Source organism: Streptomyces sp. NPDC014656 (genome assembly GCF_043084305.1).
Taxonomy (GTDB): Bacteria; Actinomycetota; Actinomycetes; order Streptomycetales; family Streptomycetaceae; genus Streptomyces.
Genome location: NZ_JBIBZN010000002.1, coordinates 684,548 through 702,831 on the forward strand (window position 1 = coordinate 684,548; position 18,284 = coordinate 702,831).

Sequence of the window (18,284 nt, forward strand, 5' to 3'; positions counted from 1 at the left end):
TCCTTCCGGTCGCGGGCGCTCCCCGTGGAGCGCCCCTCACCGGCTTGACCGGCGGGGCCGCGCGGATGTGACGGCCTCAGCCGCCGGATTCCGGGTACGCGGCGAACTGCCGGGACGCGTAGCCGAGCTTGTCCGGGTTCATCACCATCCGCACGTCGGTGACGAGGCTGTCCGCGCCGACCGCCACCGAGGCGACGCCGAGGACCCGCGCGCCGACGTGCAGCACGATCCCGGGCTCGCCGTTGACCTCCACGACGGTGAGCCGGGAGCCCTCCTCCTTGCGGTGGGCGACACCGGCGAGGAAGCGCAGGACGTGGTCGCGGCCCCGGACGGGACGGAGGGCGGACCTGACCTTGCCGCCGCCGTCGCTCCACCAGACGACGTCCGCCGCGAGGACCTTCTCCAGGCCCGCGAGGTCGCCCTCGCGGGAGGCGGCGACGAAGGACTCGACGAACTCCCGGTGCCGGCCGGGCTCGGGCGGGGCGAAGCGGGCGGCGGCCCCGTCGTCCCCGGGCTCGGCCACCCGCCGGGCGGCCCGGCCGTACAGCTGGCGGCAGTTGGCCTCGCCGAGGTCGAGGAGGCCGGCGATCTCCCGGTGCGGGTAGCCGAAGGCCTCGCGGAGCACGTACACGGCGCGCTCGGCCGGGGTGAGCCGCTCCAGGAGGAGCAGCAGGGCCGTGGAGACGTCGTCGCGCCGCTCGGCGGCCTCCAGCGGGCCGGTGCCGGGCACTCCGCTCAGGCCGCCGCCCGCCGTGAGCACCGGCTCCGGCAGCCAGGGCCCGGTGTACCGCTCGCGCGTGGCGCGGGCTGAGGTGAGCCGGCTCAGGCACAGGCGGGTGACGACCTTGGCGAGCCAGGCGCCGGGGTGGACGAGGTCGGTCCGGTCGGCTCCGCTCCAGCGCAGATAGGCGTCCTGGACGGTGTCCTCGGCCTCGGCGGCGGACCCGAGCATCCGGTAGGCGAGCCCGAACAGCCGGGGCCGGTGGGCGGTGAACTCCCGTGCGGCGGCCTCCGCGTCGGTGTCGGGGCGTTCGTCCGGGACGGGGTGCGGCGTCACGGGACCACCCTGCCAGAAGAGCCCTCGCCGGCCCCACCGACCCCCTCGCCGGCCTCACCGACCCCCTCGCCGGCCGTCCGGCCGCCTCCGTCGCCGGTCCCCTCGCCGCCGACCCCCTCCAGGACCCGGCAGAGGGCCTGGAGGGCGGAGGGCCAGGCGCTGTCGGACGGGGTGCCGTAGCCGACGACCAGGCCCTCCAGGGCGGGCGGCGCGGCGGGGTGGCGGAACTGGTCGAGGCCCTGGACGGCCAGGCCGTGCCAGGCGGCGGAGCGGAGGGCCGCGCGCTCGGTGCCGGGCGGCAGCGGCAGCACCGCGTGGAGGCCCGCCGCGATCCCTCCGGGCCGGATCCCGGGGGCGTGCGCGGCGAGCGCGGCGACGAGCTGGTCGCGGCGGCGCCGGTAGCGCAGCCGCATGGCGCGCACGTGCCGGTCGTGCGCCCCCGAGACGAGCCACTCCGCGAAGGCGAGCTGGTCGGGGGTCCCGCACATCCAGTCCACCACCGCCCCCTTGCCGGTGGCGACCTCGTCCACCAGCTCCTCCGGGAGCACCATCCAGGCGATCCGCAGCCCGGGGGCGAGGGACTTGCTCGCGGTGCCGAGGTAGATCACCCGCTCCGGGTCGAGGCCCTGGAGCGCGCCGACGGGCTGCCGGTCGTAGCGGAACTCCCCGTCATAGTCGTCCTCCAGGACGAAGCCGCCGGTCTCCCGCGCCCAGTCGACGGCCGCCGTCCGCCGGTCCGGGGGCAGCGCGCCGCCGAGCGGGAACTGGTGGGCGGCCGTCAGCAGCACCGCGTCCGGGGCGAGGGCGGCCAGCCCGTCGACGCGGGTGCCGCGCGCGTCGAAGGACAGCGGCGGGGTGGCGAGCCCGGCGTCGCGCAGCAGTCCGGCGTGGTGGCCGAGGCCGTACGGCTCCACGGCCGCGGACCGGGCGCCGCGCCGGCGCAGGGCCCGGGCGACCAGCGTCAGGCCGTGCGCGAACCCCGCGCAGATCACGATCCGTTCGGGCCGGGCGTACACGCCCCGGGCGCGGGCCAGGTACTCGGCGAGGACGGTCCGCAGCTCCTCCCGGCCGCGCGGATCGCCGTACCCGAAGGCCGCGTCGGGGGCCGTGGTCAGCGCCCGCCGGTACGCCTTGAGCCACGCGGCGCGCGGGAAGGAGGCGAGGTCCGGGGTGCCGCTCCGGAGGTCGTACGCGGGCGTCCCGGCCCGCCTCCGCGCGGCGCGCGCGCCCGCCCCGCCGGCCGGCCGCCACGGGGTCCCGCCCGGGGCCGGCCCGGCAGGGACGGCCCGGGGAGCCCCGGAGCCGCTCTCCGGTGCCCCGGCCGGCCGGGGACCGGCCCGGAGGGCGACCCGGGTGCCGGAACCCTGGCGCGCGGTGAGCCACCCCTCGGCCACCAGTTCGGCATACGCGTCGGCGACGGTGTTCCGGGCCACCCCGAGGTCCGCCGCCAGCTGCCGCGAGGACGGCAGCCGGGTGCCGGGCGCCAGCCGTCCACCTCGCACGGCCTCCCGCAGGGCGTCCATGAGACCGGCCCTGAGGCGGGAGCCGCGCAGGTCGAGGTGGAGGTCGGCGCCGAAAGTGGCCCAGTCGTTCCGCATGGGAATGGACCATAGCGGCAGGCCATCCGCTGCGTACGGTGGCCGCATGACCACCACCACAGCGCACTCCCCCGCCCAGGAACTCGCCCACGAGCACGCCCCCCGCATGCCCTTCGCCGAGCGCGTCCCCGACTTCTACCGGGCGATGCTCCGGCTGGATCAGGAGGCCGCCAAGGGCGTGGATCCGGTGCTGTACCACCTGATCAAGATCCGCGCCTCGCAGATCAACCACTGCGCCTTCTGCCTCGACATGCACACCAAGGACGCGCTCGCCGAGGGCGAGACCGTGGAGCGGGTCGTGCAGCTCGCCGCCTGGCAGGAGTCCCGCCACTTCTACACGGAGCGCGAGCTGGCCGCCCTCGCCCTCACCGAGGCGGTCACCGTCCTCACCGACGGCTTCGTCCCCGATGAGGTGTACGCGGCGGCGGCCTCGCACTTCGAGGAGGACGAGCTCGCCCGGGTGATCGCGGCGATCGTCGTCATCAACTCCTGGAACCGCATCGCCGTCACGACCCGCATGGTCCCGGGCCACTACACCCCGCGCGCCCACTGACGGGCGGAAAAGGGCGGAGCCCCCGGCCGTACCGAGGTACGGCCGGGGGCTCCGTCACACGCGGGAGCGAGCGGCTCGGACGAGGCCGGCCCGCGCACTGCGGGCGGGCTCGGACGAGGCCCGGCTCGCGGACCGCGTCGCGCACCGTTCCCCGACGCTCCCCTCGCACCGCTCGGCCCCGGGGGGCCTCCCGGGCCTCGGGAAGCTGCGACGGACTCCGTCCGCCGGACGGGTGGGCTCAGATGAGGCCCAGCTCGCGGACCGCGTCGCGCTCCTCGGACAGCTCCTTGACGGAGGCGTCGATGCGGGCGCGGGAGAACTCGTTGATGTCCAGGCCCTGGACGATCTCGTACTTGCCGTCCTTGCAGGTGACGGGGAAGGAGGAGATCAGGCCCTCCGGGACGCCGTAGGAGCCGTCCGACGGGATGCCCATGGAGGTCCAGTCGCCCTCGGCGGTGCCGTTGACCCACGTGTACACGTGGTCGATGGCGGCGTTCGCGGCGGAGGCGGCGGAGGAGGCGCCACGGGCGTCGATGATCGCGGCGCCGCGCTTGGCGACGGTCGGGATGAAGGTGTCGGCCAGCCACGCCTCGTCGTTGACGACGTCGGCGGCGTTCTTGCCGGCGATCTCCGCGTGGAAGATGTCCGGGTACTGGGTCGCGGAGTGGTTGCCCCAGATGGTGAGGCGCTTGATGTCCGTGACCGAGGAGCCGGTCTTCTGGGCCAGCTGCGTCAGCGCGCGGTTGTGGTCCAGGCGGGTCATCGCGGTGAAGCGCTCGGCCGGGACGCCCTTGGCGGCCGACTGGGCGATCAGGGCGTTGGTGTTGGCCGGGTTGCCGACGACGAGGACCTTGATGTCGTCCGCGGCGTGGGCGGCGATGGCCTCGCCCTGCGGCTTGAAGATGCCGCCGTTGGCCGCGAGCAGGTCGCCGCGCTCCATGCCCGGGCCGCGCGGGCGGGCGCCGACGAGGAGGCCGATGTTGGCGCCCTCGAAGCCCTTGTTCGGGTCGTCGAAGATGTCGATGCCCTTGAGCAGCGGGAACGCGCAGTCGTCGAGCTCCATGGCGGTGCCCTCGGCGGCCTTGACGCCCTGCGGGATCTCGAGGAGGCGCAGCTTGACCGGCACGTCCGCGCCGAGCAGGTGGCCGGAGGCGATGCGGAAGAGGAGCGCGTAGCCGATCTGGCCGGCCGCGCCGGTCACGGTGACATTCACGGGAGTGCGGGTCATGACGATCTCCGTAAGACAGCTGGCGGTGGGGTTTCCCTGCCCCTGAGGCTGGATATCGCTCCTTTGATCGATCGATGTCTCGACGTGAAGAGATACCCGGCGGTCAGGCTAACCCTTTTCCTTGGGGATCTGTAGTGACGCCCCCCTCGCCACCCCGCCCCGTCTCACTCTTCCGTGCACCCGTCCTCGCCGCCCGAGAGGGCCGCGCACGCGCGTACGGCATCCGGGGAGGCGACCGGGATCATCGAGGTGTACGCGCCGGAGTCGCCGCCCTCCCTGACGTTCGCGACCTGGATGGCGGTGCCCGCCTGGACGCTGACCTCGTCGCCGGGGGTGCCCCCGCTGATCCGGGCCCAGGCGGCGGCGCAGACCTCGCTGTGCCGGACCTCGACGAGGGCGGCGCCGATCCGGGCGCGGGCGACGGTGGTGGCGAGCGGCCCGCCGCAGCCCATGTCCTCCGGGTCCATCCCGCCGCAGTCGGCGCCGGTGCACCGCACGTCCTCCGGGAGGCTGGGCGTGGGCGCCGGGGCGGTGGTGGAGGGCGGCGGCGCCGGGAGGGCCTCGGGCCGCGCGTCGGGCCCGCCGAGGTCGACGAGGAGGACGGCGGCGGTGACGACGAGCGCGGCGCCCACGATCCCGGCGGCGTAGAGCAGCGGGGACCCCCGACGGCGCTTGCGCGGGACGACACCGGCCGCGGGCGCGGGTGTCGAGGAGGGCGCGGGCGCGGGTGTCGAGGAGGCCGCGGGCGCGGGCGCGGGTGCCGGAGCCGGGGTCGGGGCCGGCGGTACGGGCCGGATGCGCATGGTCCGCTCGGCGGGTACGCCCTCCGGGTCGCGTCCCCCGTCCCCTACGGACTCCGGGAGGCGGCCCTCGCCCCATACGGACTCCGGGAGGCGGGCACCGTCCCTTACCCCCTCAGGGGCGCGCCCCTCGCCCCATACGGACTCCGGGAGGCGGGCACCGTCCCTTACCCCCTCAGGGGCGCGCTCCCCGTCCCGTACGGGCTCCGGGAGGCGGCCCTCGACCGATGCGGACTCCGGAGCGCGCGCCCCGTCCCGTACGGCCGTCGGGGGCGCCGGCGGGCCGTCCGGCACCGCGCGCTCGCGCAGGAGGCGTTTCCAGGCGCGGTCGGCGTGTTCCCACTCGGCGGTGAGGGGGCCGAGGTCGGCGCCGGTGATGTCGGAGAGCGCGACGACGGCGCTCCTCGGCACGGGTCTGCGGGCGCTCAAGTACGCCTCCCAGTCGTCCCGTTCCGGTCCGGTGCGCTCGGCGACCGCGGCGACGCCGAGTCCGCTGCGGTCGATGACCAGCCGCAGCCGTTCCGTGAACGCCCGCACGTCCGGATCGAGTTCGCCGGGCAGCGCCTTCCACGCCGACATGTGCACCCCCTCGTCGAAGTTCCTCGAAGGATGGCAGCTCCGGCGGGTGAGCGGGACCCCGGTCCCGGCGGCCGGATGTACCGGAATGGTCACCTCCGTGCCACAGCGGGCGGCCCGAACTTGCCCTTCGTTGGCGCGTACATGACCCTTGATCACAGACGGCGCCCGCCCTCCCACGGGGGAGAGGGCGGGCGCCGTCGTCTCACGACCGGAAGACGGACCGGACAGACCGGCTCGGATCCGGCCAGGTCAGGTCAGGTCAGGTCACCGTCAGGTGGAGGACGTCCTCCAGGAACGGGATCTTGAGCCAGGGCCTCGGCTGCACCATGAGCGCGAGCAGCACGATCAGCGAGCCCATCACGCCGTACGTGATCATGTCGGTGAAGCGCGAGCGGACCGCGAGCATGCCCACCGAGGGCAGCGCCCGGCGGAGCACCGCGCCCAGCAGCAGCGCGGCCCCCACCAGCATCGTCCCGACCCGGAAGGACTGCGGGAACGAGTCCGTCCCCACCACGAGCAGTCCGAACGCCGCCGTCCCCAGCACGAGGAGCAGCGGCCACTGACGGGCCGGTGCCGGAGCGTCGCCGCCCGCCGCCCGGCCGCCGCCCTCGGGGCGGGCCGTGTCGGTGGTGACGGTCGGCGGCCGGCGCGAGCCCCGCACCCGGCGGAGCTTCGCCACCCGGCCGCGCGGCAGCTCCCGCGGCCCGCCCGGGGCCCCGGGGGAACCCGGGCTCCCCGGCGTCATCTCAGAGCGCCGCGGCCGCGCGCTCCGCGGCCTCGACGACGTTCACGAGCAGCAGCGCGCGGGTCATCGGGCCCACGCCACCGGGGTTCGGGGAGATCCAGGCGGCCACCTCGGCGACGCCGGGGTGGACGTCGCCCATGATCTTGCCCTCGGCGTTGCGCGAGACGCCGACGTCGAGGACGGCCGCGCCCGGCTTCACGTCCTCCGGCTTGATCAGGTGGGGCACGCCGGCGGCGGCCACGATGATGTCGGCGTTCCGCAGGTGCGCCGAGAGGTCGCGGGTGCCGGTGTGGCACTGGGTCACGGTGGCGTTCTCGGAGCGGCGGGTCAGGAGGAGCGGCATGGTGCGGCCGATGGTGACGCCACGGCCGACGACGACGACCTCGGCGCCCTTGATCTCCACGCCGTGGGCGCGCAGCAGGCTGATGACGCCGTTCGGCGTGCAGGGCAGCGGGGCGGGCTCGTTGAGGACGAGCCGGCCGAGGTTGGTCGGGTGCAGGCCGTCGGCGTCCTTCGCCGGGTCCATCAGCTCCAGGACGCGGTTCTCGTCGATGCCCTTCGGCAGCGGCAACTGGACGATGTAACCGGTGCAGGCCGGGTCCTCGTTGAGCTCGCGGACGACCGCCTCGATCTCCTCCTGCGTGGCGGTCGCGGGGAGTTCGCGCTGGATGGAGGCGATGCCGACCTGCGCGCAGTCGCGGTGCTTGCCCGCGACGTACTTCTGGCTGGCCGGGTCGTCGCCGACCAGGAGGGTACCGAGACCGGGCGTGACGCCCTTCTCCTTGAGGGCCGCCACGCGGACGGTCAGGTCGGACTTGATCGCGGCGGCGGTGGCCTTGCCATCGAGAATCTGGGCGCTCATGGGGACATCCTCCCGGATGACCCCCGGCTTCTCCCAATTCGGTCCCGCCCGGGCCCCCCAGGGGACGCCCCCGCGCGGAACGAAGGGTTGCACTTGCACAACTCCGGTGCGTATCGACTGGACAACACCTCGGAGCTACGACGACGATGACCAGCGCAGTGCCGCGGAAAGTGCCGGGGGGAGTCCGCTCACATGCCGTGAAAGTTCCTCCGCGCGGGCCGCGTCGTCCCCGCACGAGAACATTCACGGAGGAAACACCCGATGAGCTTCGGCGACCCGAACAACCCCTACGGCCAGCAGCCGCAGGGCCAGCAGCCGGGCTACGGCTACCCGCAGGCCCCCCAGGGCGTCCCGCAGCAGGGCGGCTACGGCTACCCGGCGGCTCCGGGCGCCTCGCCGTACGGCGCCTACCCGGGCGGCCCGAACAACATCCCGCAGTCGATGCCGGGCCTGCTGACGACGGCGCGGGTGTTCCTGTACCTGATCTCGGCCGTGCAGATCATCGGCGGGCTGTTCTGGCTGTACCTCGGGGCCGTCGCCAGCGACGCCTCGGAGCTGTCCTCCACGTACGGCGAGGACAACCCGTTCGAGTCGATGGCCTCGGCCGCCGCCGGCGTCCTGATCGTCATCGGCCTGGTCTTCCTGGGCCTCGCCACGCTGTCGATCATCCTCGGCGTGAAGTTCGGCAGCGGCGGCCAGGGCGTCCGGATCACGACCATCGTGTACGGCGCGCTCGGCACGCTCTTCGGCGCGTTCTACCTCTTCTTCGCGATCGACACCGGCCTCGCCTCGGCGATGATCTTCCCGCTGATCTGGGTGGTCTTCGGCGTCATCATCACGGTCGCCCCCGCGGTGTCCAGCGGCTCGGCCTGGTTCTCCCGCCCGCGCTACTGATCCGCGCGGCGATACGCCGAAGGGCCCGGCTCCTGTCGAGGAGCCGGGCCCTTCGGCGTACCCGTCACTTCCGCTTGAGCACCGCGAAGCCGTCCGAGCGGTGGACGACCTCGTACGCCGCCTCCGGGTGCAACTGCGAAGCCGTCACCGTCGGGTCCGAGGTCTGGCCGGACCAGCCCCGCAGGTCGAGCGCCAGGTAGTCGGGGGTGGCGCCCTTCGCGGTGCCCACCCAGTAGACCCGGTGGCCGGCGGTGAGGTGCGCCAGCAGCGGCACGTCGGCCTCGACGCTCGCCCCCTCCGGGACCGCCGCGACCGCCGCCCGGGCCTGCTCGGCGCGGACGTCGGCGGCGTACGTCTCGGGCTTCAGCAGCTCGCGCAGCGGGAGGTTCGCGGCGAGGGTGAGCGCCACGGCCGTGGAGGCGGCGACGGCGACCTTCCCGTACGCGGCGAGCCAGGCGCGCGGCGAGGTGCGCACCGCGCGGACCGCGTCGACCAGGGCCAGGAAGACGACCGGCATCAGGACGGCGCTGTAGTGCCAGTGCAGGCCCCAGTGGTTGGCGTCCTGGGAGACGAAGCGCCAGCCGAGGGTGGGCAGCACGAGCAGCACCAGCGGGGAGCGCAGCGCCAGGAAGCCGGTGACCGCGAGGACGTAGAGGACCATCTCCCAGCGCTCGCCGGAGGTGAGGGCGTCGGTGACGATCTGGACGAGCGAGGTCTCGGCGCCCGTGCCGGTCTTCTCGATCTTGGCCCAGTAGTCGTACTGGCCGAGCTTGCTGGCGGCCGGGATGAGCACGAGCACGGTGAGCGCGAAGGCGGCCACGCCGAAGCCCGCGAGGGCGGCGCCGAGCCTGCGCTGCCCCTTGAGGGCGAGGACGACGCCGACCATGGCGACGGTCAGCCCCATGTCCTCCTTGACCAGGACGAGCGGCGCCGACCAGGCGACGGCGGCGGTCCAGCGGCCGAGGAGCAGGGCGCGGCAGGTGAGGGCGAGCAGCGGGACGGCGAAGGCGATCTCGTGAAAGTCGGACTTCACGGCCTCCTGGAGGCCCCAGGAGAGTCCGTAGGCGACCGTGAGGGCGATGCCGGTGGCCCGGCTGCCGAGGACCTGCTGGGCGGTGCGGCCGACGATCACGGCGGAGCCGGCGAAGAGCGCGGCCTGCGCGAAGAGCAGCGAGACCGGCGAGGGCCAGATCCAGTAGAGCGGGGCGAGGAGCGCCGTCACCGGGCTGAAGTGGTCGCCGAGTATCGGGAAGCCGGGGCCCTTGATGTCGACGACGGGGACCTTGAACTCGGCGTAGGAGCGGACGGCCTGCCCGAAGATGCCGAGGTCCCAGGAGGGGGTGCGGAAGTGGTCGTACTGCACCCAGGAGTAGAGGAAGTACGCGGCGGTGAGGGCGACCGCGATCAGCACGTGGGGGAGGTACGGGGCGGGAGCGGTGGCGGTGTCCTCGGCGGGCCGCTCGTCGGCGGGGTCCGCCGGCGGTCTGTTCAGTACGTCCAACACCACGTCTCCACTACTGCCGGCCGGGCCAGGGCCCGTCCATTAGACCAGAGACGGGTACGGGGCCCTCCTGAAGAGGAAGGCCCCGTACCCGCGTCCGTCAGTGGAAGAAGTGGCGGGTGCCGGTGAAGTACATCGTCACGCCGGCCTTCTTCGCGGCTTCGACGACGAGCTCGTCGCGCACCGAGCCGCCGGGCTGGACGACCGCCTTCACGCCGGCCGCGGTGAGGATCTCCAGGCCGTCGGGGAAGGGGAAGAAGGCGTCGGAGGCCGCGTACGAACCCCGGGCGCGCTCCTCGCCGGCCCGCTCGACGGCGAGCTTGGCGGAGTCGACGCGGTTGACCTGGCCCATGCCGACGCCGACGGAGGCGCCGTCCTTGGCGAGGAGGATCGCGTTGGACTTGACCGCGCGGCAGGCCTTCCATGCGAAGGCGAGCTCGGCGAGCTCGGCCTCGGAGAGGGCCTCGCCGGTGGCGAGGGTCCAGTGCGCCGGGTCGTCGCCCTCGGCCTGGAGGCGGTCGGTGACCTGGAGGAGGGCGCCGCCGTCGACGGGCTTGACCTCGACCGGGTTGCTGGGGGCGCCCTCGGCGCGCAGCACGCGGATGTTCTTCTTCTTGGCGAGGACCTCGACGGCCCCGTCCTCGTACGCCGGGGCGACGATGACCTCGGTGAAGATCTCGGCGACCTGCTCGGCCAGCTCGACCGTCACCGGGCGGTTGACGGCGATGACGCCGCCGAAGGCGGACAGCGGGTCGCAGGCGTGGGCCTTGCGGTGGGCCTCGGCGACGTCGGCGCCGACCGCGATGCCGCACGGGTTGGCGTGCTTGATGATCGCGACGCAGGGCTCGGCGTGGTCGTACGCGGCGCGGCGCGCGGCGTCGGTGTCCGTGTAGTTGTTGTAGGACATCTCCTTGCCGTGCAGCTGCTCGGCCTCGGCGAGGCCGCCCGTGCCGTCGACGTACAGCGCGGCGCCCTGGTGCGGGTTCTCGCCGTAGCGCAGGACGTTCTTGCGCGCGTAGGTGGCGCCCAGGAAGTCGGGGAAGCCGCTGTCGTCGGCCGCCGCGTAGTCGTCGGCGAACCAGGAGGCCACGGCCACGTCGTACGCGGCGGTGTGCCGGAATGCCTCGCCGGCGAGCCGCTTGCGGGCGGGCAGGTCGAAGCCGCCCGCCTGGACGGCGGCGAGGACGTCGGCGTACCGCTCGGGGCTGGTGACGATCGCGACCGACGGGTGGTTCTTGGCGGCGGCGCGGACCATCGACGGGCCGCCGATGTCGATCTGCTCGACGCACTCGTCCGGGGTGGCGCCGGAGGCGACGGTCTCGCGGAACGGGTACAGGTTCACGACGACCAGGTCGAAGGGCTCCACGCCCAGCTCGGCGAGCTGCTCGCGGTGCGACTCCAGGCGCAGGTCGGCGAGGATGCCGGCGTGCACGCGCGGGTGCAGCGTCTTGACGCGGCCGTCCAGGCACTCGGGGAAGCCGGTGAGCTCCTCGACCTTGGTGACCGGGACGCCGGCGGCGGCGATCTTCCCGGCGGTGGAGCCGGTGGAGACGAGCTCGACACCGGCCTCGTGCAGACCGCGGGCCAGCTCCTCCAGACCGGTCTTGTCGTAGACGCTGACCAGCGCGCGGCGGATGGGCTTAACGGTGTCCGTGTTCACCGATCTGAACCTTTCGTCCCTCAATGCGGTAGCCGTGCCGGGCGAGACGCCCCACGACGTCGACGAGCAGCGAGCGCTCGACTTCCTTGATGCGCTCGTGCAGAGCGGCTTCATCGTCCGACTCCCGCACCTCGACCACGCCCTGGGCGATGATCGGGCCGGTGTCGACGCCGTCGTCGACGAAGTGGACGGTGCACCCGGTGACCTTCACGCCGTGGGCGAGCGCGTCACGCACCCCGTGGGCACCGGGAAAACTGGGGAGGAGCGCCGGGTGGGTGTTGACGACCCGGCCGCCGAAGCGGGCGAGGAACTCCTTGCCGAGGATCTTCATGAACCCGGCCGAGACGACGAGGTCCGGCTCGTGGGCGGCGGTGGCCTCGGCCAGGGCGCGGTCCCACTCCTCGCGGGTCGCGTGGTCCTTCACCCGGCAGACGAAGGTGGGCAGCCCCGCGCGCTCGGCCCGCTCCAGGCCGACGATGGAATCGCGGTCGGCACCGACGGCGACGATCTCCGCGCCGTAGCCCTCGGGGTCGGCGGCGATGCCGTCGAGCAGGGCTTGCAGGTTGGTACCGGACCCGGAGACCAGGACGACAAGACGGGCGGCAGCCACAGGGTCACTCTTTCCGTGGTGTTTGTGCGGTCCTACGAACGAATCGTGCCCGTCGATACGGGGAACCCTACGAATGGCCCGACCGTCAGCAACGATACCGGCACACCGGGCGGCCCCCACGGGACGGGGGCGGAGCTGGGGGGTAGCGTCAGGGTCCTACGCCGGTCACGCCGCCCGGTGCGACGCGGTCACGACGACAGAGGGAAGACGTCCAGCAGATGCCGGATCGCCAGTCCACGAACGACAACAACCCGTTCGCCCCGCCGCCCGAGGGCAGGCCCGACCAGCCGTGGCAGCCGCGTCGGCCGGACGGCGCGGAGGGCTCGGACGGCCCGGACGGCGAGGGCGCCGAACCGTCGTCGCCGGGGACGGGCTCGTCCGACGGTCGCTGGAGCCCCCGCCAGCCGGGCCGTTCCTCGGACGGTTTCGGGCGCGGACCCGAGCGCGGATCCGAGCGGCAGGGCGGTCAGGGCGGCTCCGGGCCGGAGCGGCCGGGACTGCGCTGGGACCCCACGGACCCGGCCCAGCGGCGCGCGCGGTACGCGGTCCTCGGCGGCATGTGGGCCTTCTTCTTCGCGATCTTCGACATCCCGGAGCTGGCCCTGCTGCTCGGCGCGCTGTCGCTGTACTGGGCGGTCAGCTCGCTGCGCGCCAAGCCGAAGGCACCGGCCGAGGTGTCGCCGGAATCACAGCCCGCGTCCCAGCCCTCGGGACGGCCCTCCGCCGCGCCGAGCGCCCCGAACCCGGCCCGCTCGATGCGGACGGCGGCGATCAGCGGTCTGGTGGCGTCGGCCGTGGCCCTGTCGATCGTCGCCTTCGGCTTCACGATGCAGCTGGCCTACAAGGACTTCTACGAGTGCCGGGACGACGCGCTCACCCACGCGGGCGCCGTGGCCTGCAACGACCTGCTGCCCAAGCCGCTGCGGGACGGGTTCGGAGTGCGCGACTAGCCCGCGCGCCCCTCTCTCCCCCGCGCGCCCCTCTCCCTCCTCGCGCTCCCGCACCCCTCCCGCGCCTCGCGCCCTTCACCCCGCCCCGGTCGTCTCGGACGGCCGGGGCGGCTCCGCGTCCGGGGGGCGGGGCGCGAGGGGCACCGGGGGCGTACCGGGGCTCTCCCAGGACGCGGGGAGGTAGTCGTACGGTACGTAGCCCTCGTCGTCGTCCAGGGAGAAGTCGAAGTCCAGGCCCAGGGGGTCCGGGGCGGCCGGCCCCGGGGCGGGCGCGGTGGCCGCCAGGGAGGGTTCCGGGGTCCTGGACCGCGCTTCCTTCGGCCGCTTCGGCCGCTTCGGGGGCTTCGGGGGCTTGGGCCGCTCGGGCCGCGGCGGGCGGGGCACCCGGCGGCCCCAGGCCCGTACCGCCAGCGCCGTCGGCAGTCCGACGGCCACGCCCCACAGCACCGCCGCCGCGCCCGCCTGCCACCACACCGGGCCGAAGGCGAGCAGCCGGCCCGAGCCCAGCGGGCCGCCCGCCGCGCCCGCCAGGACGGCGACGGCCGCCCCGGACGCCCAGGACGCCCCCAGGGCCGCGAGCGCCGTCTCCCGGCCCCGGCCGGTGCCGGTCGCCCGGCCCACCGAGCGGCCGAGGACCACCGCCGCGACCAGCGGCACGGCCGCGGCGGCCCACTGCGGCCAGCCGCCGCGCCCCTCCGGGGGCAGCGCCGCGAGGAGCGGGAAGGGCGGGACGGCGGGGTCGCCGGCGAACCCCAGCGGGGTCGCGAGGGCGCCCGTGCCGAGGGCGACGCCGGGGCCGAGCCCGTACGCGGCGGCCCACACCGCCGCGTTCGGCAGCAGCGCGAGGACGAGGAGCGCCAGCGCCACCCGACCGGACCATTCCCCCGCGATCGCCTCGTACGAGGCCCGCGCCGCGCCCGCGTGCCAGACCAGCGAGGTGCCGGCCAGGACCGCTCCGCCCGCGAGCAGGGTCACCAGACCGGACGCCGCTCCGCGCAGCGCGGCGGCGGCCTCCTCCCGGCCGGGCAGCGGCCGGCCCAGCGCGGTCCACACGCCGGCGCCGGCCGCGCCGAGCACCACGCCGGGCAGCCACAGGCCCGCGGTGACGAGGTCGGCGGGCAGCGGCCCGCTCTCGCTGTAGACCACGATCACGGCGGCGACCAGCAGGTATCCCCCGGAGACCGCGCCGAGCGCGCCCGCGGGCGAGGGCCGCGGACCGGTCTCGTCGGCCGGGTCGAGGGTGGAGCGGGCGGTCCGGAAGACCAGCCAGGCCGGCAGCACGGCCGGCAGCAGCGGGACGATCCCCAGCGGCGCGGGCAGCCCGCCGAGGGTGTCGGTGCGGACGAGTTCGACGCCGTGGGCGAGCAGCCACAGGCCGGCGGCGAGGTGGAGGGCGCCGCCGGCGCCGCTGTCGGGGAACGGCGAGCTGATCCAGGCGACGATCACCAGGACCGCGAGCGCGCCGGCGCCGAGCCCGGCGGCGACGCCGCCGCGGACGCAGGCGGTGGCGAACGCGGCGGAACGCCCGCCCTGGACCAGGGAGTGCTCGGTCAGGTGGGTCACGGGGCCATGCTGCCAACGACACGCGCTTTCGCGGCGTAACAGGCAAACATCCGTTGTGTCGCTCAATATACGTTTATGTACTTTTCCGCCCAGAGGTGCTCCGCGGGAGGTCGACACCGATGAGCCAGACGAGCCGGGGCGGCGACACCGCGTCCCACTCCACCGCCGCCGCGCTGCCGACTCCGAAGGAACGGCGCCGGCTGCGCGAGGCGCTCTCCCTGAGCGAGGAGCAGGTCGCCGAGGCGATGGGCGTCACGAAGGCCACGGTCAAGGCGTGGGAGACCGGCCGCTCGGCCCCCCGGGGCCGCAAGCGCGAGGCGTACGCCAAGCTGCTCGGCGGCCTGCCCGGGGAGGTCTCCGCGGAGGCCCCCGCGGAGACCGCCGCCGGACCGGCGCCGGCTCCCGGCGCCAACGTGCGGCCCCGGCCCGCCGCGAAACGGGCCGCCAAGCCCCCGAAGGCCCCCGCCCGTCCCGAGGAGCGCCTGAAACCGGCCCCGGACCCCGTCCCGGCCGCGGCCCCCGCCCCCGCTCCCGCTCCCGCTCCCATCCCGGAAGCGGAACCGGAGCCCGAGCCGGAGCAGGCGCCCGCGCCCGAGCCGTCCGGGCTGACGCCCGAGGAGGCGTTCGACGCGCTCTACGGACACGCGGCCCCCGGCCTCGTCCACCAGACGTATCTGCTGACCGGGCGCCGCCGGCTGTCCCGGGAGGCCGTCGAGCACGCCTTCCACCACGCCTGGGAGCACTGGCCCGAGGTGGCCACGGACGCCGACCCGGTCGGCTGGGTGCGGGCGGCGGCGTACGAGTACGCCCTCTCGCCCTGGCACCGGCTGCGCCGCGCCCACAAGCACCCCGACACCCCGCCGACCGAGGCCGGACGGCGGGCGCTGCTCGGGGCGCTGCTCGACCTGCCCGCGCCGTACCGCCGCACCGTCCTGCTCTACGACGGGCTCGGGCTCGACCTGCCCGAGACGGCCGCCGAGACGGAGGCGAGCACGCCGGCCGCCGCCAACCGGCTGCTGTACGCGCACGCGGAGATCGGCAGGAAGGTGCCGGAGCTGGCCGAGCCCGAGGCACTCCAGCGGCGGCTCGCCGCCCTGGTCGCGGAGGCTCCGACGGCGACGCTGCCGGGGGCCCGCGCGGTCCGCGGCGGCAGCGAGCGGCGGACCCGGCGGCTGACCCGGGCGGTGGTCGGGGCCACGGCGGTGCTGGCCTGCGTCACGGCCCTGACGGCGGCGACGGCGCCGACCCGCTACATCCCGGACATCGCGCCCGGCCAGACCGTGAACGGCGTCCCGGTGCGGGGCGGGCCGCAGAAGCTCGGCGAGGAGGACGTGGAGCTGCGCGACCGGCTGCGGTCCGAGCCGAACCCGGGACCCGAGCGACTGGTTCCCACCGCCGGGTAGCGGACGCGCGCGTGGGCCCCGCCCGTCCGGTCTCCTGGAGGGGCGGGGCCCACGCGCTTACGGCCCGTCGAGCTGCTGTGCGGGTCAGCCCGCGAGGATGGCGCGCGCCAGCTTGGCGGTCTCGGTGGGGGTCTTGCCGACCTTCACACCGGCGGCCTCCAGGGCCTCCTTCTTCGCCTGGGCGGTGCCGGAGGAGCCGGAGACGATGGCGCCGGCGTGGCCCATGGTCTTGCCCTCGGGCGCGGTGAAGCCCGCGACGTAGCCGACGACCGGCTTGGTGACGTTGGCCTTGATGAAGTCGGCCGCGCGCTCCTCGGCGTCGCCGCCGATCTCGCCGATCATGACGATCAGGTCGGTGTCCGGGTCGGCCTCGAAGGCCGCCAGGGCGTCGATGTGCGTGGTGCCGATGACCGGGTCGCCACCGATGCCGACGGCGGACGAGAAGCCGATGTCACGGAGCTCGTACATCATCTGGTACGTCAGCGTGCCGGACTTCGAGACCAGGCCGATGCGGCCCGGCTTCGTGATGTCGCCCGGGATGATGCCGGCGTTCGACTGGCCCGGGGTGATGAGACCGGGGCAGTTCGGGCCGATGATGCGGGTCTTGTTGCCCTTCGACTGCGCGTACGCCCAGAAGGCGGCGGAGTCGTGGACGGCGATGCCCTCGGTGATGACGACGGCGAGGGGGATCTCGGCGTCGATCGCCTCGACCACGGCGGCCTTGGCGAAGGCCGGCGGGACGAAGAGGACCGAGACGTTGGCGCCGGTCTCCTTCATCGCCTCGGCGACGGAGCCGAAGACCGGGACCTCGGTGCCGTCGAAGTCGACCTTGGTGCCGGCCTTGCGCGGGTTCACGCCGCCGACGATGTTGGTGCCGTCACCCAGCATGAGCTTGGTGTGCTTCATGCCCGTGGCACCGGTCATGCCCTGGACGATGACCTTGCTGTCCTTGTTGAGGAAGATAGCCATGGCTGTTCTGTCCCTCTTCCCTTACTTCGCAGCCGCGAGCTCGGCGGCCTTGTCGGCCGCGCCGTCCATGGTGTCCACGCGCTGCACGAGCGGGTGGTTGGCGTCCGACAGGATCTTGCGACCCAGCTCCGCGTTGTTGCCGTCGAGGCGCACGACGAGCGGCTTGGTGACTTCCTCGCCCTTCGAGGCGAGGAGCTCCAGGGCCTGCACGATGCCGTTGGCGACCTCGTCGCAGGCGGTGATGCCGCCGAAGACGTTGACGAAGACGGACTTGACGTCCGCGTCGCCGAGGATGATCTCCAGGCCGTTCGCCATGACCTCGGCGGAGGCGCCGCCGCCGATGTCGAGGAAGTTGGCCGGCTTCACGCCGCCGTGGTTCTCACCGGCGTACGCGACGACGTCCAGGGTCGACATGACCAGGCCGGCGCCGTTGCCGATGATGCCGACCTCGCCGTCCAGCTTGACGTAGTTGAGGCCCTTGGCCTTGGCGGCGGCCTCCAGCGGGTTGGCCGCGGCCTTGTCCTCCAGGGCCTCGTGCTCCGGCTGGCGGAAGTCGGCGTTCTCGTCGAGCGAGACCTTGCCGTCGAGGGCCAGGATGCGGCCGTCCTTGGTCTTGACCAGCGGGTTGACCTCGACGAGGAGGGCGTCCTCGGCGACGAAGGTGTCCCACAGGGTGACCAGGACCTCGGCGACGCCCTCGGCCACCTCGGCCGGGAACTTCGCCTGGGCGACGATCTCGCGGGCCTTCTCCAGGGTGACGCCGTCGTTGGCGTTGACCGGGACCTTGGCGAGGGCCTCGGGGGTCTTCTCCGCGACCTCCTCGATGTCCATGCCGCCCTGCACCGAGGCCATGGCCAGGAAGGTGCGGTTGGTGCGGTCGAGGAGGTACGAGACGTAGTACTCGGCCTCGATCTCCGGGGACAGCTCGGCGATCATCACCTTGTGGACCGTGTGGCCCTTGATGTCCATGCCCAGGATGTCCGTCGCGCGGGCGACGGCCTCGTCCGGGTCGGCGGCCAGCTTGACGCCGCCGGCCTTGCCGCGGCCGCCGACCTTCACCTGGGCCTTGACGACCGACTTGCCGCCAAGACGCTCGGTGGCCTCGCGCGCCGCCTCAGGCGTGTCGATGACTTCACCGGCCAGCACCGGTACACCGTGCTTGGCGAAGAGGTCCCTCGCCTGGTACTCGAACAGGTCCACGCGCGTCCCTTTTCTAGATGATCGCGGTTCGTTGTCTGCGTGGGCGTGCCGCGGAGGGCAACGTGACTGCGCTGTCACTAGGGAGGCGTACACGGTGTCCGTGGACGCGGCA

Annotated in this window: 16 protein-coding genes; 4 read left to right on the forward strand and 12 right to left on the reverse strand. The window is 74.3% G+C overall.

The window, feature by feature from the left end; translation table 11 throughout:
* Positions 1-76: 76 nt before the first annotated feature.
* Both sigJ and ACF1ED_RS07015 read right to left on the reverse strand, forming a co-directional pair.
* Entirely contained in the window at positions 77-1,057 is a 981-nt protein-coding gene (gene sigJ, locus ACF1ED_RS07010; protein WP_391757345.1) for an RNA polymerase sigma factor SigJ, read from the reverse strand.
* Positions 1,054-2,655: a PLP-dependent aminotransferase family protein gene (locus tag ACF1ED_RS07015; protein ID WP_391757346.1), complete on the reverse strand. Its 1,602-nt coding sequence runs from the start codon at positions 2,653-2,655 to the stop codon at positions 1,054-1,056. The genes sigJ and ACF1ED_RS07015 overlap by 4 nt, the downstream gene beginning before the upstream one ends.
* 46 nt (positions 2,656-2,701) lie before the next feature.
* On the opposite strand from ACF1ED_RS07015, the gene ACF1ED_RS07020 reads away from it, so the two are divergent.
* Positions 2,702-3,208: a carboxymuconolactone decarboxylase family protein gene (locus ACF1ED_RS07020; RefSeq protein WP_391757347.1), complete on the forward strand. Its 507-nt coding sequence runs from the start codon at positions 2,702-2,704 to the stop codon at positions 3,206-3,208.
* A 238-nt stretch (positions 3,209-3,446) separates the two neighbouring features.
* On the opposite strand, the gene ACF1ED_RS07025 is transcribed toward ACF1ED_RS07020, so the two are convergent.
* The 4 genes from ACF1ED_RS07025 to ACF1ED_RS07040 all read right to left on the reverse strand — a co-directional run bounded on the left by ACF1ED_RS07025 (position 3,447) and on the right by ACF1ED_RS07040 (position 7,422).
* Positions 3,447-4,436, reverse strand: a complete 990-nt coding sequence (locus ACF1ED_RS07025; RefSeq protein ID WP_391757348.1) for a malate dehydrogenase — start codon at positions 4,434-4,436, stop codon at positions 3,447-3,449.
* Between the two features lie 164 nt (positions 4,437-4,600).
* Positions 4,601-5,815: a DUF2690 domain-containing protein gene (locus ACF1ED_RS07030; protein ID WP_391757349.1), complete on the reverse strand. Its 1,215-nt coding sequence runs from the start codon at positions 5,813-5,815 to the stop codon at positions 4,601-4,603.
* A gap of 259 nt (positions 5,816-6,074) precedes the next feature.
* A complete protein-coding gene (locus tag ACF1ED_RS07035; protein WP_391757350.1) occupies positions 6,075-6,494 on the reverse strand; it encodes a DUF3017 domain-containing protein in 420 nt (139 codons plus the stop codon).
* 67 nt (positions 6,495-6,561) lie between these two features.
* Positions 6,562-7,422 (reverse strand): bifunctional methylenetetrahydrofolate dehydrogenase/methenyltetrahydrofolate cyclohydrolase, encoded by an 861-nt coding sequence (locus ACF1ED_RS07040; protein WP_351849782.1) that lies wholly within the window; start codon positions 7,420-7,422, stop codon positions 6,562-6,564.
* Between the two features lie 261 nt (positions 7,423-7,683).
* On the opposite strand from ACF1ED_RS07040, the gene ACF1ED_RS07045 reads away from it, so the two are divergent.
* Complete coding sequence (locus ACF1ED_RS07045; RefSeq protein ID WP_391757351.1) at positions 7,684-8,316, forward strand: hypothetical protein; 633 nt, start codon at positions 7,684-7,686, stop codon at positions 8,314-8,316.
* Between the two features lie 64 nt (positions 8,317-8,380).
* Here the strand turns inward: ACF1ED_RS07045 and ACF1ED_RS07050 are convergent, their stop codons facing one another.
* The 3 genes from ACF1ED_RS07050 to purN all read right to left on the reverse strand — a co-directional run bounded on the left by ACF1ED_RS07050 (position 8,381) and on the right by purN (position 12,087).
* On the reverse strand, positions 8,381-9,820 hold the full coding sequence (locus ACF1ED_RS07050; protein ID WP_391757352.1) for a DUF2079 domain-containing protein: 1,440 nt from the start codon (positions 9,818-9,820) through the stop codon (positions 8,381-8,383).
* 97 nt (positions 9,821-9,917) lie between these two features.
* The gene (gene purH, locus ACF1ED_RS07055; RefSeq protein ID WP_391757353.1) at positions 9,918-11,477 is read right to left on the reverse strand and encodes a bifunctional phosphoribosylaminoimidazolecarboxamide formyltransferase/IMP cyclohydrolase; all 1,560 of its coding nucleotides are present in this window, start codon (positions 11,475-11,477) and stop codon (positions 9,918-9,920) included.
* Complete coding sequence (gene purN / locus ACF1ED_RS07060) at positions 11,458-12,087, reverse strand: phosphoribosylglycinamide formyltransferase (RefSeq protein WP_391757354.1); 630 nt, start codon at positions 12,085-12,087, stop codon at positions 11,458-11,460. Before purN ends, purH begins: the two co-directional genes overlap by 20 nt.
* Before the next feature lie 218 nt (positions 12,088-12,305).
* Between purN and ACF1ED_RS07065 the strand changes: the two genes are divergently transcribed.
* On the forward strand, positions 12,306-13,037 hold the full coding sequence (locus ACF1ED_RS07065) for a hypothetical protein (RefSeq protein ID WP_391757355.1): 732 nt from the start codon (positions 12,306-12,308) through the stop codon (positions 13,035-13,037).
* Positions 13,038-13,112: 75 nt separating this feature from the next.
* Here the strand turns inward: ACF1ED_RS07065 and ACF1ED_RS07070 are convergent, their stop codons facing one another.
* Positions 13,113-14,600 (reverse strand): DUF6350 family protein, encoded by a 1,488-nt coding sequence (locus tag ACF1ED_RS07070; protein WP_391757356.1) that lies wholly within the window; start codon positions 14,598-14,600, stop codon positions 13,113-13,115.
* A gap of 119 nt (positions 14,601-14,719) precedes the next feature.
* Here ACF1ED_RS07070 and ACF1ED_RS07075 point away from each other — a divergent pair, with 119 nt between their 5' ends.
* Positions 14,720-16,003 (forward strand): helix-turn-helix domain-containing protein, encoded by a 1,284-nt coding sequence (locus tag ACF1ED_RS07075; RefSeq protein ID WP_391757358.1) that lies wholly within the window; start codon positions 14,720-14,722, stop codon positions 16,001-16,003.
* Between the two features lie 84 nt (positions 16,004-16,087).
* Here ACF1ED_RS07075 and sucD read toward each other — a convergent pair whose 3' ends face one another.
* Positions 16,088-16,972, reverse strand: a complete 885-nt coding sequence (gene sucD / locus ACF1ED_RS07080; RefSeq protein WP_391757360.1) for a succinate--CoA ligase subunit alpha — start codon at positions 16,970-16,972, stop codon at positions 16,088-16,090.
* 21 nt (positions 16,973-16,993) lie between these two features.
* Positions 16,994-18,172, reverse strand: a complete 1,179-nt coding sequence (sucC, locus tag ACF1ED_RS07085; protein WP_391757362.1) for an ADP-forming succinate--CoA ligase subunit beta — start codon at positions 18,170-18,172, stop codon at positions 16,994-16,996.
* Positions 18,173-18,284 lie beyond the last annotated feature (112 nt).

Excerpts from the sequence above, each read along its gene's own strand:
- sucD (WP_391757360.1), bottom strand. The coding sequence starts at position 16,972 with ATGGCTATCTTCCTCAACAAGGACAGCAAGGTCATCGTCCAGGGCATG.
- ACF1ED_RS07025 (WP_391757348.1), bottom strand. The coding sequence starts at position 4,436 with ATGACCCGCACTCCCGTGAATGTCACCGTGACCGGCGCGGCCGGCCAG.
- ACF1ED_RS07075 (WP_391757358.1), top strand. The coding sequence starts at position 14,720 with ATGAGCCAGACGAGCCGGGGCGGCGACACCGCGTCCCACTCCACCGCC.
- ACF1ED_RS07030 (WP_391757349.1), bottom strand. The coding sequence starts at position 5,815 with ATGTCGGCGTGGAAGGCGCTGCCCGGCGAACTCGATCCGGACGTGCGG.
- ACF1ED_RS07040 (WP_351849782.1), bottom strand. The coding sequence starts at position 7,422 with ATGAGCGCCCAGATTCTCGATGGCAAGGCCACCGCCGCCGCGATCAAG.
- ACF1ED_RS07015 (WP_391757346.1), bottom strand. The coding sequence starts at position 2,655 with ATGCGGAACGACTGGGCCACTTTCGGCGCCGACCTCCACCTCGACCTG.
- ACF1ED_RS07065 (WP_391757355.1), top strand. The coding sequence starts at position 12,306 with ATGCCGGATCGCCAGTCCACGAACGACAACAACCCGTTCGCCCCGCCG.
- ACF1ED_RS07045 (WP_391757351.1), top strand. The coding sequence starts at position 7,684 with ATGAGCTTCGGCGACCCGAACAACCCCTACGGCCAGCAGCCGCAGGGC.
- ACF1ED_RS07020 (WP_391757347.1), top strand. The coding sequence starts at position 2,702 with ATGACCACCACCACAGCGCACTCCCCCGCCCAGGAACTCGCCCACGAG.